Genomic DNA, 14,927 nt, shown 5'->3' with positions numbered 1-14,927 from the left:
TAACAGCAATTGTGTTGATAACTATTTTCATTCAGATAGTATTATCTTGATCCTATTCTACAAATTTGGTTGCAATATTATATTGATGTGTTTCCACCAACCTTTGCTCACGGAGTTAGTGACGTACATTGACAACATGTTCAATGCTGTGTCTTTGTCTATTTATTCTTTTTAGCAGTTAAGTAATTAATGAAAGCGCTACACGATATAATCATAAACGTAGCTTCAGCAGCTCCGGGTACGTGCGTATCATCCATAAGAGCATGCCGAATTCCGGTTGTTTTATCACAGGTGTATCCGTATAGTTTTTCGAATGCTTGTCTAAGCACTGATGGTAATTCTATGCCTTTTTGGGCTAACATATTAAATTTTAGATCTTTTTCTCCTGTTGTTTCACGTATAAATGCCTCTACAGCTGATATAGATTCTTTAATGGAGTTGCGATAGTCACCTTCCGGCCTTTGAGCTAATAGTTCCAAAGCTTTGTTTAGATGGAAACGTACACTATCATTTTCATTGGTTAATGCAACTTCGATAGCTTTAATCTCTTCTTCTGAGGTTAGTGGTATAATCTTGTTCTCAACAATCCTATAAGCATAATTAAGGCGTTCAAATTCATGGTTAATACCATCGCATAAACTCTTTGTATATTCCTTAGCTACAATATTTGCTGTACTAATAAAAAATTCTAAGTAATCTAATTTTCTATACCATTCATTTTTCTTTTCTTTGATATAAATCTCTGATAATATTGTTTCTTCTCCATAATCATAAAGGAAGTCTGTTGTAATTTTATTTAAATAGTACGTCCATATTGCTCTTTCTATTTCAATGAAAGGATTGGGAAATACTCTACCAGATATATTCTCATTCCAAGCTTCTAACTTATTGATGATCGCATTCTCTATTTCGGGAGTGATGGTTTCCTTGATTATTACGTCGGATACTTTTACATACCCGTTTCTTTCTGAAAATAGTGCCATAATATTATGATGATTAATGTTATTACAAAGAACTATCAAAGTGAACTTTTATTGGTTTATCGTCAAAATCAAAATCATTTCCTTTAATAGCTGTGATTTTATGTTCGGTGATTCTTGTGGCTCCGTTGCTTCGGTATATATTTACAATAATATCAATGCATTTTTGACTAGGTTCAATATTTGACAATTTGATTAACTCATTTCCAGCTTTTGTCAATGAGTATATTTTGATACCTCTTTGCATTATTGTATTTTTATTCCCTTCTATCTTTATTGCTTTATCTCCTAATCTAAATGAATAAGATTTTTCTTCTTTATTGGTTTCAGGATTGATTGCGAGTTCTTCATGAGGCGCAATTAAACCTGCATCGATGAGTAGTAAATAATCTGTAATTGTGATCATTCTATCTTCAGCACATAAACAGTCATCAATACAATAAGGTGCATTTCTGATAAAAGCTTCTGCTTCTTCTTTAGAAATATTCCTTAATACTTCTAGCGTTCTGAGAGAAAATGATTTAGGCTGTTTTATTTCGCCCGCTAAAATTTTCGCCCACAAATTTTGCATCTCTTCATCTGAAATATCTTCAACAATATTAAAGAAACGAGTGGCCCAGTCTTGATCAACTTTCTCAGAACTAACCTCTTCTTGATCAGTGAATTCATTGAATGCCTTTTGTGATACCTGCAAGATGTTATCTAATTTTTTATGTGCTTGGGCATATATAAATCTATCAATTGCATTATCATCTCCTTGTTTTATTGTGTTTTCAGCTTTAGCCATTAATAGACGCTTGTAGCATTCAGCATCTGCGTTTCTCTTTATGCCGGCAGCTGTTATACCTGCTGCGTTTAAGATTAATTCTCCCAGTTTGGCTATACCGTTGGTGTTAATACTTACGTCTACTAAACTTCCCATGTAGTATTTAGATTTATTATTAATAAATTATTCTAATCTTGGTGAATCTTTTTTGTGAGCTGATGTATTGAAACTGTATATTCTTTTTGCTCATCATAATTGTTTCCTCAAAGGTATAAAAAATATGAATGATAATATAATTAAAGAATCTTTTTCTTACGCAATACATTTTATCTCCTCCTTCTTTTCCTCTTCTTTTTCAAAATGATTTGCGACTCCGGATATTTTTCCAGCTCATCATCATCTACCACCATGAAAACGAGATTTTTATCCTCGCTGATTACTTTTGAAATAATGCGTGCCAATTTGTGTAAAATGAAGTCGTATTTCATTTCACTGAGGCAGCAATTTATATTTTTATGAATAGTTTTGAGGCTGGGAGATACTCCTTTCTGGGTTTTGCGTATTGATTTACTACTAGTTCCGCACCTTAGTTCTATCTCGCGCATGGAGAGTGAAGCGTGTTTTGAAAGCCTATATATTAGGTACAATGCTACATTTACCGTGTTGTTATAAAGCCTAGTCTCGAGATCTTGTTTCTTGTTCTTTTTTCTGTTAGTCATTATTATATAATTGGTTGTTTGCTGCAAAAATAATTTTTTAAAAAATGATAAGTGCCGGACTTTTGTCCGGCACTTATATGAAAATAACTTCTTTTCTTTGCGCCAATGAAAATAATTAAATCCTTTAAACATGAAAAATAGTCAATATTTCCTTCACGATTGCTGCGCGCGTAACAATGCCAAGATGCTTTCCCTTACTGCCGACAAAGGTTTGGAAGGCTACGGAGCCTACTGGGTGCTGTTGGAATATCTTCGCGAGCAAAGCGATTACTACATGCCACTGTCTTTGTTACCATCTTTGGCCAAACAATTGGGCAAATTCACTCAATGGGTGGAAGAAATAGTTTGTAATTACGGCTTATTTGTACTGACGGACGACGGACGCTTCACCTCTCAGGGCTTGCAGCAACGAATGAAGCCGTTGGAAAATAAGAGAAAGGCACGTGATGCCAAAGCGGAAAAAGAAGCCCTCAAATTGGCTGCCCAACAAGCGGGCAATGGTACCCCGCCAACAGCAAGCCGGAGAACACGTGGGTCATCTAACCCCGTTCGCCCCGTTGTTGCAAAACCGGTGGGTGAGGCTGACTGCTTTTCGGAAACCAGCGAGGCTGTTTCACCAAACGGGGAAACGGCTTCTCAACCAACCTGCGAAACTGTTTCGCCAACTCAACAAATGGTTCCACCAACTTATGAAGCCGTTCCTCAAACCCGTGAAACCGTTGCACCAACCAGCAAGGCTGTTCCTCAAACTGAAGAAACGGCTCTTCCGCCAACTAACGAAACGGTTCAGCCAACAACACAAGAATCGGTTTCGCCAACTGAAAAAACAGTTCCGCCAACCGAAAAAACGATGCCCCAAGAACCCGTTAACAACAACACAAATTCATCGTTTTCTGCTGCACAAAAAACAGAAACAAACGAAAAAAACAGTGCAAAAAACGTCGAAAATACGCCTTTGCAACTAGCTGATAATGAGCGTGTTGCAAAGGCATCTCTAGAAGAGGATAGAATAGTAGAGAAAAGGATAGTAGAAATTAAGAGAAAAGAAAAAGAAGCTACCGCTTCTGAAAAAGAAAGCAGCAGCAGCGGCAGCCAATCTTCTTCTTGGGAGGGTTGGCTGAACGAAGCGCTAGGGGAGCGTTCGTGGCTGGAGCTTCAGGCGATGCATTCGGGTTTGGGTGGTGCTTTCCTGCCGTATCTGGAAGTTATTTCCAAGACATTCAGGGAGCACGTACTCAGGCAGGGAACGGAGGTTACGATCTGTTCGCTGCGCGATGTGAAGTCGTACTTCAGCAACTACATTCGTCAGGGCAGCATCACGAACAAGCACTTGCGAGAGGTGATTGAAAAGGCCGCTGCCACGGATGTTTACCGCTTTGAGCAGCTGGTCGACGGACAGCGAACGTACTGCGGATTGACCATTCCCGAGGGAGCGCCGCCTCGTCCGGCCGTGACTTCGGTGTGGGATGAAAGAAAGCTCTGCTGGGAATATTAGCTTGCCTGCACGACAACAAATTGCTCGGGGCAATCCACCCAACTGCTCGGGGCAATTGCTTCCATTGCTCGGGGCAGATTTCAAATTGCTCGGGGCAATGGGCAGCATGGGCGAAAACATCGCTCAAACCTTTGTGAATTTAAATTTTAATACAGTAATTATGTTTGACTTTAGTAAACTCGGAATTGATGTAAATGGCCGCACAAGCGGAAAAATGAAAGTAAAATGTCCGTTTTGCCATGACAGGCGGACGAATAAACGCGACAAATCGCTCAGTGTAAATCTCGGTACAGGGCTGTATCATTGCCATTATTGTGGCACCAGTGGCAAGGCGGAAGATTTCAGTAACCGTTTCAAAATTAACAATACTTACGGTTACAACAGCGGTGCAAGTCGTGTGCCTAAGAGCCCGTGGGGTGGGCAAGTGCCGCCCCCTGCCAATAGGGTGCCGAAGAAGCAACCCACGTTTACCAGCAGACCCATTCCCGGAACGCTGCTCGTGGCTGCCAAGGCTACGGATGAAGTCGCCCCGAAAGCCCCGCTTACTCCGCCTTTTGAGGTGGCTGAAGGTACTGTTACAGGGCTTCTCAATGAGGCAGTGGCACCCGCTAACTTCGGAGCGCTGCCCGTTTCCGGTCATGCAACCGATGAAGCCCCTGTGAACGCCCCGTTAACTCCACCCTTTGCGGTGACTCAGGCTACCGATGCTGCGCCTCCCAATGGGGCGGAAACACCCGCTAACCCCGATGCAGCAAGAGATGCCGCCCTTCACTGGCTGATGCACGATCGGGGCATTCCTGCCCAGGCGGTGGCTTACATGAAAATCAGCAGTTCGCAGGAACTCATGCCGCAAACGGGCAAGAAAGAGAACTGCATCTGTTTCAATTATTTTGAAGAAAACGAGCTGATTAACACCAAATATCGCGACGGGCGCAAGAATTTCAAACTGATCACCGGTGCCGAACTCATTCCGTACAACATCGACGGCATCGCGGGCACCCCGCAGTGCATCATCACCGAAGGCGAAATCGACCTGCTCTCGTTCCTCGCCATCGACCGCACGGATGTGGTGAGCGTGCCCAACGGTGCCGGCAGCAACCTCACGTGGCTGGATCGTTTTGTGGAGACGCATTTCGAAGACAAGGAGGTGATTTTCCTGGCTGTGGATGCCGATGAAAAAGGCCGACAGCTGCAACAGGAACTTTTGCGTCGGTTGGGGTTGGAACGATGTCGCATTGTCAACTTTGGCGAGGGCTGCAAGGATGCCAACGAGCACCTGCTGAAGTTTGGTGTCGATTCGCTGGCACAGGCTTTGGAGGATGCCCCCGAGGTGCCTCTCGAAGATGTGTACACCGCACACGATGTGAGTGATGAGCTGCTGGCATTTTTTAACAACGGATTTGAGCAGGGTGCGCCTACCGGACTCACGGCACTCGACAACTTCATCACTTTCGAAACCAAGCGCCTTTGTGTGGTGACGGGTGTACCGGGACAAGGAAAATCCGAGTTTGTTGATGAAATGGTGCTTCGTCTCTGCCTGCATCACAGTTGGAAAATTGGTTACTTCAGTCCCGAAAACGTGCCGCTGGTGTACCACCTCCGCAAGCTGTTCGAGAAGGTGAGCGGCAAGCGCTTCTCGCCCCAGTGCACCGGTCCCGAGCTGTATCGCAGGGTGCAAAACTTCATGGGCAACAACGTGTGTCACATCATTCCCAAAGCCGATTTCTGTGTAGATACGGTACTCGAGAAAGCCCGTCAGCTGGTGCGTCGCAAAGGCATCCGCATCCTCGTGATCGACCCCTACAACCGCATGGAGCACCAGATTCCGCCCGGCATGAGCGAAACGCAGTACATCGACAACTTTCTTGACAAGCTCACCAACTTTGCCGTGCTCAACGACTGCCTCGTAATTCTGGTGGCGCACCCCCGCAAGATGAACCGCGATGCCCGCACGGGCAGCCCCGATCGCCCCACGCTGTACGACATCAACGGCTCGGCCGCCTTCTTCAACAAGTGCGACTTCGGCTTGGTGGTGGAGCGCATGCCCGATGTGGTGCACATCTACGTGGAGAAGGTGAAGTTCCGCAACCTCGGTCAGCCCGGCATGGTGCCGCTGGTGTTCAACCCAACCAACGGCCGCTACAGCCTGTGCGATGAAGACCCCACGGCCGGTAGCCCGGAGATGCGCGTCACTAACGTAAAGTTTAACACCGATTGTTGGCTGCCCAAAGAGGAAGATCAAGAATTATTTTGGGAAGGAAATGAATAAACATTGTTTTCAGTTCAACTGTTTTTCCTACTTTTGTAGGGATCCGTAATGTTATATCTAACTTGAAAATCGAAGTTGATCTATACTGATGCTGACTATAATGAGTGCTGCTTAATCACCTAGTTTACAAAAATAATATCGCATTAACCTTGCAAATTTAGTTTTCAATCGTAAATTTGCAAAAAACAAGATGCGTATGATAGAAAGAATATTAAAAACTAAGCTGTTAGAGATGGCAGCAAAGTACCCTATTGTGACCGTAACCGGTCCAAGACAGTCGGGCAAATCTACGTTATTGAAGGCATCATTTCCTGACTATCAGTATGTATCACTTGAAGACCCTGATATGAGATTGTTTGCAACCGATGATCCGAGAGGATTTCTTGCAACCTATCCGGACAAGACTATTATAGATGAGGTACAACGCGTTCCGTCTCTATTTTCATATATTCAGACTCACTCGGATAAAGAAAATAAGGAGGGAATGTATATGCTTGCAGGCTCGCATAACTTTCTTCTTATGGAGAATGTAAATCAATCTTTAGCAGGGAGGACAGCCGTGCTAAAGCTACTTCCATTTTCTCACCATGAGATGAGTTTGGGTAACATCCTTCCAACAGCAGTCGATGAAGAGATATTCAAAGGTGCCTACCCTCGTATTTACGACAAAGATATTGCCCCGGTAGACTACTACCCATATTATATTCAGACTTACGTTGAAAGAGACGTGCGTTTGATGAAAAACATTGGTGATTTAAGTAAATTTATTCGATTCATAAAACTCTGTGCCGGACGCATTGGTCAACTTCTAAATCTGTCATCATTGGCGAATGAGTGTGGCATTGCAGTTTCAACGATTTCCACGTGGATTTCGATTTTGGAGGCAAGTTATATTTGTTACTTGCTCAAACCAGACCATAATAACTATGCCAAACGGTTGGTAAAAACTCCAAAGCTATATTTTTACGATACAGGATTAGCCTGCTCACTTTTAGATATCCGAAGCCCTGAACAAGTTTCCACGCACTTCTTACGTGGTGGCTTATTTGAAAACCTTGTGATTAATGAGTTTATCAAAGAGGCATACAATAAAGGTGAAGAGCCAAATCTAACTTTTTGGAGAGATAGCACAGGAAATGAAGTTGATTTGTTACGCACAATGGAAGGTAAACAATACGCCTATGAAATTAAATCGGGAGCGACATACTCCTCCGATTTTTTCAAAGGAATCTCCAAGTGGGCAAAATTATCAGGTGCAACGCCTGAACAATGTTTTGCTATCTACACTGGAGATAAGAACATGAAAACTTCTCAAGGAGAGGTGTTTTGCTTTTATCAGTTTGCACAAACATTGGGTTTGAAATGTAAATCATAGCATCCGCAGAAAAAGGGTGGATGCTATGATTTGAAAAGGATGTATGGCAATTATGAAGTTCATTCATCTTTTTGCTGCTTCCATTATACGAATCATTTCTTCTGAAAACTTTAATAAGAACTTTTTTAATGGCTTTATTTCGATAGTTAGTTCAAAAGTTTTGGTGCTTTTAGTACGAGGGGGAAAGTCTTTGAATTCAATACTACCTATTTCTTCGTTTTCATTTTTTAATATCGTAAAGTTATGATGAGCAATAGAGTTTCTCAAATGACGGGTTACATTTTGTAGGTTTTTGGGCTCATCAACTAAACTTTTACTTTTGCATATAGATATCTTGGAAGGATCTATACCCCATTGTACTGAACTGATTTCTTCTTGCGGAATTCTGACATGCCATTTACTTTGTGGTAGGATTAAAAGTCCTACGCAGCAGTTTAGAAGTAGTGTAACCTCATATTTTTCTTCTTGGTTAGGTACTACCTCAAGCTTATCATATTGTTCTAATAAACTCTTGGTTCTCTCAATGAATTGAAATTCTTGCTCTTTAAAAAAGCTCATATAATTAAAAATTAAGATTAATATTTAGGCAAATATATTCATAAATGGATAGTGGGTACAAGTGTTTTATGGAAAAAGAATTTTATTTGAAATAAATAACCTCTCTCCAACAACTTGCTTAACATCTATTAGGTCGAAAAAATCGACTAAATTATCGACCTAATAAATGTTAATGAATAAATCAGCCTCTCCTCAAGGCTCCCCCAACGCCCCAACAATCAGCTTCACCTGAGCGGGCGTATATCGGCGGGCATTGGCAGCCAGTCCCGCTTGTTGCAGGGCGGTGCCCAGTCCGGGAAACCGACCGATCCAATCGTTAAACGAGGCCAGCGCACTGCGCGGATGCAGGTGTGGCAGGTACAGAGCCGCCAGCTCGCCTTTGCCGTAGCTGCGGATAAGAAATGCGGGTTCTTCAGTAGTGGTTATCATCTTCTTTATTTTCCTGTAAATGTACAAAAAATACTCTATGAAAACAAACTAGCTGCCCATTTTTTCCATGCAAAAAGGCACTGTAAACGAAGATAACGGAAGATAACACACTGTAAATCAGTCTAACTCATGCTATCTCATACGGCACCAGCTCCATGCACTACCTTCGCCGATGTAGTATTAATCTTAAAACAAAAAATTATGTCAGTAAGTGTAGTGCGCTATCAGCGCAAAAAACGCATTGGCGATGCCAGCTCGCCAAACATCTATGTGTTGAAACAAAAGCCTGGCACATCCAAGGTTCACACCATCGAGATGATTGCCAGCGACATCGAAACCATCGGTTCGCTCTCGCAGGAAGACGTAACCCACGTGATGAAGGCCTTTGTGCGACGCATGAAGAAGGTGCTCGTGGAGGGCAACCGGGTGAAGGTTGACGGACTGGGCACGTTTTACATCACCTTGAAATGTCCCGGGGTAGAGACGGAGAAAGATTGCGTGGTGAAGAACATCGCCAAGGTGAACCTCCGCTTCATGGTCGACAACGGTTTGCGGTTGGCCAACAGCTCTACCGCTACCACCCGAAGCGGTGATAACAACATCGACTTTGTGATTGACTCCGGCACTGCAGGAACGGGCGGCACAACGCCACCTGACCCCACCAATCCGGGCGGTGATGAAGATGATCCAAACGGATAAGCTGAGTTTTAACGTTAACAATGAATCATAATGAAGAAGATTGTAGAACAATTACTGGAGTGCCTTTTGGCACTCCTGCCGTTCTTCAAAAAGAAGAACGCCAAGGAAGTGAAGGAATTCAGTGACCTGATAACCGGTCAGTACGAGTTCCTGGTAACCCAGCTCGAAAAGGTGCTGAAAGATTACTTTGAGCTGAGCGCACGGGTAAAGGAGATGCACACTGAGATGTTTGGTCTGAAGGAACAACTGGCCCGTTCACTGAGCGAGCAATGTACCGTTCGCGAATGTTTATCCAGACAGTAGGGGGTATGCGAGCCATCAACCTGATTGTGGTGCACTGCTCTGCCACGCGTGAGGATCGTGATTTCACGGAACAGGATTTGGATGCCGCTCACCGGGCACGTGGTTTTCAGGGTGCGGGCTACCACTTTTACATCCGCAAAGACGGTCGCATTGTAAACACGCGTGCGGTGGAGCTTCCGGGAGCACATGCCCGAGGGCACAACACGGCCAGCATTGGTGTTTGCTACGAAGGCGGACTGGATGCCGAGGGTCGTGCCAAAGACACGCGCACGGCTGCTCAGAAGGAGTCGCTTACGACTCTGCTGCACGAGTTGCAGCGTGATTATCCGGGTAGTGTGGTGTGTGGTCATCGGGACTTGAGTCCGGACCTGAACGGCAACGGCCGCATTGAACCGCACGAATGGATGAAGGAGTGTCCTAGTTATTCAGTCAACGACGAACGGTGCTAGTTGAGCCAATAAGAAAGGGCTGTCCGTAACAAGACAGCCCTTTGTTGATTGAAAGATATAGAGTGATTTAGAAACCCGGATTTTGAGGTGTTATCCCCAAATCGGTGGTTTGGTCCTCAGCAGGTGGAATAGGGAAACGATAGAAACGACCGTTAATATTATCCACCTTGGCATGTAGGTGTTTGTGTATGCGGTTGTAAAAATCTACTCGAGTTGGGTCAGCCGGTATATTGTTATATTTTACGCTGCCGAAATGCTCTCTGTGAGCACTGCCGTAGTTGTCATTATAGTACACATATTGAGGCACTTTGGTGAGGATAGAGCTTATTAATGTGCGCCAGCGTACCAAATTGAGCCAGTGTTTCTGTTCAAAGGCCAGCTCGTTGCTCCACTCTTCCCAAATGGCCTCTTCGGTTATTTTTGTCAGCTTATAACTTTCTCCTCCGGCTCTGTTGCGTAAAGCATTGATGGCAGCCAATCCTTTGTCGCCCGTGTTGGTGTACCATTGTGCTTCTGCCTTGATGAGGTAGATTTCGGCCAAACGGAAGTCGATGTGGTCAATGCTGTTGGGTTGGCTTGACAAGGCGTAAATGATGCCGTTCTCTCTTTTGCTGGCGTGTATCCATTTGCCCGGACGAACAATGGAGAGAGGCCAAGTCAGCGTGTCGATACCTTTACCTACAGCCGATTGATCAACGTACTTCACGTACGACACGGTTTTACGGGTGTCATTATCGGGCAATAAGTTCTCTAGTGATATGTCAGCGTATTGGATGTGTGGCTCTGCACGCTCGTCACCCGGCCAAGTGTATCCGCAGTGTGTTTGGTGATTGCCTTGCGCATCGCCTTGTCCGTCACCAAAATGCTGAATGGAGAAGATGACTTCGGAATTATTCTCTTTATCCACTCCCCAAATGTCATTGAAGTTATCCTGCAACTGATAGTTTCCACTATTTAACACAGCATTGGCATATTCAATGGCTTTGGCGTATTTGGCAGCGTCAACGGCCGGTTTAATTGGGTCTACTCTTGAGGTTTTGATCGCTTCCACCTCGGCTTGGCTTAAGGGCTTAGCACCCCAGGTGAGATAGAGTTTAGCCAATACAGCGTCAACTGCGTGTTTGGATGGGATGTCTGCACGGCGTCCGTTCCCATCTTTTCCGTAATCTTGGCTAAGTGCGGCGCGGGCTTCGGTCAAATCTTTCACGGCTTGAGCATACACGTCGTCGATGCTGCGACGAACCGTTTTTTCTTCGGTACTCGGGTTAATGGCAGTAGTAATGATGGGTACTTCACCGAAGAATTGTACCAATTGAAAATAATTGTAACCACGTATGAATTTGGCACGCCCTATGAGGTCGTTTTTGCCCGGTACGTTTCCTTCACTGGCTTCGCTAATCTTTGCAATGGCGGTGTTGGCAGCCGCAATACTTTGGTAGAGTCTGTTGAATACCTTGACCGGGTACCAAAGGTCTTTACGGGTTTTTAACTGAGAGATATACGATCCGCCGCCTCCGGGCTCATCGCCGGCATCTTCGAAACAGACAGTGGTTTCAGTAGAGCTGTCGAGCAAGAAGCTGTATGACGAGCTTAAGGTCTGTAGGGGGCCGTACTGTGCGTTGACCAGTGCTGTGGCTTCGCTGGTGGAAGTAGGCACGGGAATGTTGTCTGTACTACCCGGATCGGTACTTGGATCACTGTTGTTATCTGAACATCCTACAATAAATGAGGATACAGATAGGGCCAGAAGGCCCCTCAAAAGAAGCTTTTTCATTGCTTGAAATTTTAAATTAAAAACTATAGAAATTGAAAACTTATGCTTAGAATGTAAGTCCGAATCCTCCCGAGAAACTACGTGCCATGGGGTACATGCCTGTGTCAACACCGCCGCTTACTTCGGGGTCGTAACCTTTGTAGCGGGTGATGGTGAGCAGGTTTTGTGCGGAGGCGAAGAGGCGCAACTTGAATGCTTGTTGTCCGCAGCGCACGGGGAGGGTGTAGCCTGCTGACAGGTTACGTAATTTGAGAAAGGAACCATCTTCAATAAAGCGGCTATAGACATAGGTAGATGAAACAACTTCGCCTAGAGCGGGGGTGGAGGTATGGTTGGTGGTAGTCCAGGCGTTAAGTAGCTCGGCCGAACGGTTGCGTCCGCGGCTGGCTCCTTCGCTCTCTACCAGATGACGGCGTAGTTTGTTATACACTTCATTGCCTTGTGAACCTTGCAGGGAGACGAAAAAGTCCCATCTTCCCAGGGTGAGTGAGCTTGAAATGCCGTAAATAAAGTCGGGCTGAGTGGAGCCGATAATGGTACGGTCATCGTTGGGGTTAATCTCTCCGTCTCCATCAATGTCACGCAATATGATTTTACCGGTTTCGGGATTCACTCCGTCGTAAATGTATCCGTAGAATGAGCCCACTGATTCGCCTACACGGAGTATCTGGCCGTAATCTGCCTGCAGAAGTCCTTTGGTAAGGTTCTTGTCCCAATCACCCATATCGGTCACGGTATTGATGTTCTTGGCAAAGTTGGCTGAAAAGGTCCACACCGTGTTTTTGCTGCGAATGACGTCTCCCGAAATCGACAATTCTACTCCTTTATTGGTCACGTTACCAATGTTAAACACTTGTTCGTCGTTGTTCTGACTTAGCGGAACGATGCGTTTAAGCAGCAGGTCGTTGGTTTTCTTGTGATAGATGTCGGCGGTCAACGTGAAACGGTCACCGAAGAGTCCGGCGTCAATACCTAAATTCCACTCGGTGGTGGTTTCCCACTTCAGGTTGTCATTGCCGGAGTTACTGTATATAACAGCTTGTTCGTTGCCATAGCGTCCGGCATTAAGAAGTGCGGCAAAGTCGCTGAACCCGATCTCCTGATTACCTGCCGAACCGAAAGTGGCGCGTACTTTGAATGTGTTTTTGCTCTTGAAGAACTCTTCATCACTCACGTTCCATGACACACCCACCGATGGAAAGTATCCCCATGAATGGCGAGCAGAGAAACGCGACGATTTGTCGGCACGAAAGGTACCGGTGAGGTTATATCGGTTTTTCAGCGTGTAGTTAACGCGTGTGATTAGTGAGTGTAAACTACCCGTTTCTTTTCGAGAGGTAACGTCACGTTCGGTTGGGCTGCTAAATCCGATGTTGTCGAAATTCTCCAGTTTAACGACATTGGTTAAAGCTAGTGTGGTGGTGGTTTTCTGTTGGGTGTATCCGCCCAGGAGGTCGATGAAGTGATCTTTCCCCAGTTGGCGGGTATAGGTAACCAGCAGGTCGCCTTGCTGCACGTCTGTGCGTCTGTTGCCGATAGAGCCTCTACCTTGTATGTCTTCATTGATGCCCAGGGAACTGCTGGGAGGTGCAAAGAAGTTCTGGGTAATATAGTTCACATCAGTACCGGCACTTAGTCGCAGCGATAAGCCTTTGACTTGCGGCACATTGTAGGTGGCATAGAAATTACCCAATAATGTAGATCCGATAGTTTCTCCCTTCATTTGGTTGAGGTCGGCTACGGGGTTAGCAGCAGTGCCATAGTAGTTTAGTTCACTCATCTCGAAAGGGTTGTAGTGATTGTAGTTACCATTCTCTAGCTTAACAGGAAGAACCGGAGGCATAAAGAGCGCATATACCAGTGAGTTCGTAATGCCGCTTTTGAACGGGCTCGATGAGCCTGCACCCCAGTCGCTGGCGGTCATGGCATTCAGTGCATCTTGGTTATTGCGTGCTGCGGTGGCCGTAACACCTACGGTTAGGTTGTCTGACAACTGGCGGTCCAAATTAAGTCGGATGCTGCTACGCTTGAAACCGGTGCCAATAACAAGACCTTTCTGGTCGGTAAAACTGCCCGATAGGGCGTAACGTGTACGATCATCACCACCACTAATAGAGATGTCATGCGTTTGTCGCGTACCGGTTTGCAGAACAGCATCTTGCCAGTCGGTATCAGTATCGGCAGCAATACCTTTGCCGGCACGCTCACTGTCGAATGTGCCCCATGCACCACTGTTGAATAATCCGTCGCGATCTATGGTGCGAAACTCTTTAGCATTGAGTAGCTTTAGCTTTTTGGCATTGATGTCTATCCCCAGGGTGTATTGGTAATGTACCGTGTTCTTGCCTCTTTTTCCTTTCTTGGTGGTAACAAGTACCACACCGTTTGAACCACGGCTACCATAAATGGCTTTGGCCGACACGTCTTTGAGTACCTCAATGCTTTCTATATCTTGCGGGTTAATGCCTGCCAAAGGGTTAAGTTGTCCTTCAATGTTACCGGCTCCGGCGGTAGTGGCTCCTCGCTCACTGAAATGAATAAATCCGTCAATCACATAAAGGGGTTCGTTGCTGGCGTATACAGAGTTTCCTCCACGAATGCGGATGGTAGATCCTTCACCCGGCTGCCCTGAGTTTTGTGTAACCTGCACACCCGGTATGGCGCCTGCCAGCAGTCCGTCAACAGATAGAGTGGGTTGCTCAAGTACCGATTGGTGTACCGATGACACCGAACCGGTAAGCTCTTTGCGACGCTGGGTGCCGTAGCCCACCACAACGACTTCGTTGAGCAGTTGGGCGTCTTCACTCAATAACACTTGAATACTTTTATTGGCTGATGATACAATCGCTTCTTTGCTGCGATAACCCACAAAACTAACTTGCAATGTAGCGGGAAGTTGTCCTTGAAGCTTGAATGAAAACTCACCATTGATGCCGGTGAGTGTGCCGTTTGTTGTGTTCTTTTCTACTAATGTGGCTCCTGTTATCGGTTCACCGGTTTTTTCATCTATAACATAGCCTTTGATTACAGACTGTGCATGTATAGCCCCAATGGTTGTGCCAGATAATAAGATAGTAATAAGAATAATCAAATGTTTCATTTTATAGGTAT

Annotated in this window: 13 protein-coding genes; 6 read left to right on the top strand and 7 right to left on the bottom strand. The window is 45.2% G+C overall.

Annotation, left to right across the window (positions count from 1 at the left end; genetic code table 11):
* Nucleotides 1-158: 158 nt before the first annotated feature.
* From C511_RS0114665 to C511_RS0114655, 3 genes are all read right to left on the bottom strand, one after another.
* Nucleotides 159-983 carry an AbiJ-NTD4 domain-containing protein gene (locus tag C511_RS0114665; RefSeq protein ID WP_024995742.1) on the bottom strand — a complete coding sequence of 275 codons (825 nt, stop codon included), beginning with the start codon at nucleotides 981-983 and terminating at the stop codon, nucleotides 159-161.
* 22 nt (nucleotides 984-1,005) lie between these two features.
* A complete protein-coding gene (locus C511_RS16995) occupies nucleotides 1,006-1,902 on the bottom strand; it encodes a DUF2806 domain-containing protein (RefSeq protein WP_024995741.1) in 897 nt (298 codons plus the stop codon).
* A gap of 170 nt (nucleotides 1,903-2,072) precedes the next feature.
* Nucleotides 2,073-2,465: a hypothetical protein gene (locus tag C511_RS0114655; RefSeq protein WP_024995740.1), complete on the bottom strand. Its 393-nt coding sequence runs from the start codon at nucleotides 2,463-2,465 to the stop codon at nucleotides 2,073-2,075.
* Between the two features lie 130 nt (nucleotides 2,466-2,595).
* On the opposite strand from C511_RS0114655, the gene C511_RS0114650 reads away from it, so the two are divergent.
* From C511_RS0114650 to C511_RS0114640, 3 genes are all read left to right on the top strand, one after another.
* Nucleotides 2,596-3,960, top strand: coding sequence for a DUF7833 domain-containing protein (locus C511_RS0114650; RefSeq protein ID WP_024995739.1), 1,365 nt, complete (start codon nucleotides 2,596-2,598; stop codon nucleotides 3,958-3,960).
* On the top strand, nucleotides 3,932-6,229 hold the full coding sequence (locus tag C511_RS18375; protein WP_051260538.1) for a DnaB-like helicase C-terminal domain-containing protein: 2,298 nt from the start codon (nucleotides 3,932-3,934) through the stop codon (nucleotides 6,227-6,229). Before C511_RS0114650 ends, C511_RS18375 begins: the two co-directional genes overlap by 29 nt.
* Before the next feature lie 196 nt (nucleotides 6,230-6,425).
* Nucleotides 6,426-7,604 (top strand): ATP-binding protein, encoded by a 1,179-nt coding sequence (locus C511_RS0114640; protein ID WP_024995737.1) that lies wholly within the window; start codon nucleotides 6,426-6,428, stop codon nucleotides 7,602-7,604.
* Between the two features lie 63 nt (nucleotides 7,605-7,667).
* Here the strand turns inward: C511_RS0114640 and C511_RS0114635 are convergent, their stop codons facing one another.
* Both C511_RS0114635 and C511_RS0114630 read right to left on the bottom strand, forming a co-directional pair.
* Nucleotides 7,668-8,162: a HEPN family nuclease gene (locus C511_RS0114635; RefSeq protein ID WP_024995736.1), complete on the bottom strand. Its 495-nt coding sequence runs from the start codon at nucleotides 8,160-8,162 to the stop codon at nucleotides 7,668-7,670.
* Between the two features lie 192 nt (nucleotides 8,163-8,354).
* The gene (locus tag C511_RS0114630) at nucleotides 8,355-8,591 is read right to left on the bottom strand and encodes a DUF4248 domain-containing protein (protein ID WP_034782579.1); all 237 of its coding nucleotides are present in this window, start codon (nucleotides 8,589-8,591) and stop codon (nucleotides 8,355-8,357) included.
* A 198-nt stretch (nucleotides 8,592-8,789) separates the two neighbouring features.
* Here C511_RS0114630 and C511_RS0114625 point away from each other — a divergent pair, with 198 nt between their 5' ends.
* Genes C511_RS0114625 through C511_RS0114615 form a run of 3 tightly spaced genes read left to right on the top strand, consistent with a single transcriptional unit; the run spans nucleotide 8,790 to nucleotide 10,042 of the window.
* On the top strand, nucleotides 8,790-9,290 hold the full coding sequence (locus tag C511_RS0114625; RefSeq protein ID WP_024995734.1) for an HU family DNA-binding protein: 501 nt from the start codon (nucleotides 8,790-8,792) through the stop codon (nucleotides 9,288-9,290).
* Nucleotides 9,291-9,320: 30 nt separating this feature from the next.
* Nucleotides 9,321-9,593, top strand: coding sequence for a hypothetical protein (locus C511_RS0114620; protein ID WP_034782576.1), 273 nt, complete (start codon nucleotides 9,321-9,323; stop codon nucleotides 9,591-9,593).
* A gap of 5 nt (nucleotides 9,594-9,598) precedes the next feature.
* Complete coding sequence (locus tag C511_RS0114615) at nucleotides 9,599-10,042, top strand: N-acetylmuramoyl-L-alanine amidase (protein WP_024995732.1); 444 nt, start codon at nucleotides 9,599-9,601, stop codon at nucleotides 10,040-10,042.
* A 67-nt stretch (nucleotides 10,043-10,109) separates the two neighbouring features.
* Here the strand turns inward: C511_RS0114615 and C511_RS0114610 are convergent, their stop codons facing one another.
* Nucleotides 10,110-11,816, bottom strand: coding sequence for a RagB/SusD family nutrient uptake outer membrane protein (locus C511_RS0114610; RefSeq protein WP_024995731.1), 1,707 nt, complete (start codon nucleotides 11,814-11,816; stop codon nucleotides 10,110-10,112).
* 46 nt (nucleotides 11,817-11,862) lie between these two features.
* Entirely contained in the window at nucleotides 11,863-14,916 is a 3,054-nt protein-coding gene (locus C511_RS0114605; protein WP_051260537.1) for a SusC/RagA family TonB-linked outer membrane protein, read from the bottom strand.
* Nucleotides 14,917-14,927: the final 11 nt, after the last annotated feature.

Source organism: Bacteroides graminisolvens DSM 19988 = JCM 15093 (genome assembly GCF_000428125.1).
In the GTDB taxonomy this organism is placed as follows: Bacteria; Bacteroidota; Bacteroidia; order Bacteroidales; family Bacteroidaceae; genus Bacteroides; species Bacteroides graminisolvens.
The sequence above is the reverse complement of the archived record's forward strand: the minus strand, read 5'-3'. Positions and strand labels throughout refer to the sequence as shown.

Bases quoted from the DNA above. Each gene is read 5' to 3' on its own strand.
- C511_RS0114665 (WP_024995742.1), bottom strand. From the start codon at position 983: ATGGCACTATTTTCAGAAAGAAACGGGTATGTAAAAGTATCCGACGTA.
- C511_RS16995 (WP_024995741.1), bottom strand. From the start codon at position 1,902: ATGGGAAGTTTAGTAGACGTAAGTATTAACACCAACGGTATAGCCAAA.
- C511_RS0114655 (WP_024995740.1), bottom strand. From the start codon at position 2,465: ATGACTAACAGAAAAAAGAACAAGAAACAAGATCTCGAGACTAGGCTT.
- C511_RS0114650 (WP_024995739.1), top strand. From the start codon at position 2,596: ATGAAAAATAGTCAATATTTCCTTCACGATTGCTGCGCGCGTAACAAT.
- C511_RS18375 (WP_051260538.1), top strand. From the start codon at position 3,932: ATGAAAGAAAGCTCTGCTGGGAATATTAGCTTGCCTGCACGACAACAA.
- C511_RS0114640 (WP_024995737.1), top strand. From the start codon at position 6,426: ATGATAGAAAGAATATTAAAAACTAAGCTGTTAGAGATGGCAGCAAAG.
- C511_RS0114635 (WP_024995736.1), bottom strand. From the start codon at position 8,162: ATGAGCTTTTTTAAAGAGCAAGAATTTCAATTCATTGAGAGAACCAAG.
- C511_RS0114630 (WP_034782579.1), bottom strand. From the start codon at position 8,591: ATGATAACCACTACTGAAGAACCCGCATTTCTTATCCGCAGCTACGGC.
- C511_RS0114620 (WP_034782576.1), top strand. From the start codon at position 9,321: ATGAAGAAGATTGTAGAACAATTACTGGAGTGCCTTTTGGCACTCCTG.
- C511_RS0114615 (WP_024995732.1), top strand. From the start codon at position 9,599: ATGCGAGCCATCAACCTGATTGTGGTGCACTGCTCTGCCACGCGTGAG.
- C511_RS0114610 (WP_024995731.1), bottom strand. From the start codon at position 11,816: ATGAAAAAGCTTCTTTTGAGGGGCCTTCTGGCCCTATCTGTATCCTCA.
- C511_RS0114605 (WP_051260537.1), bottom strand. From the start codon at position 14,916: ATGAAACATTTGATTATTCTTATTACTATCTTATTATCTGGCACAACC.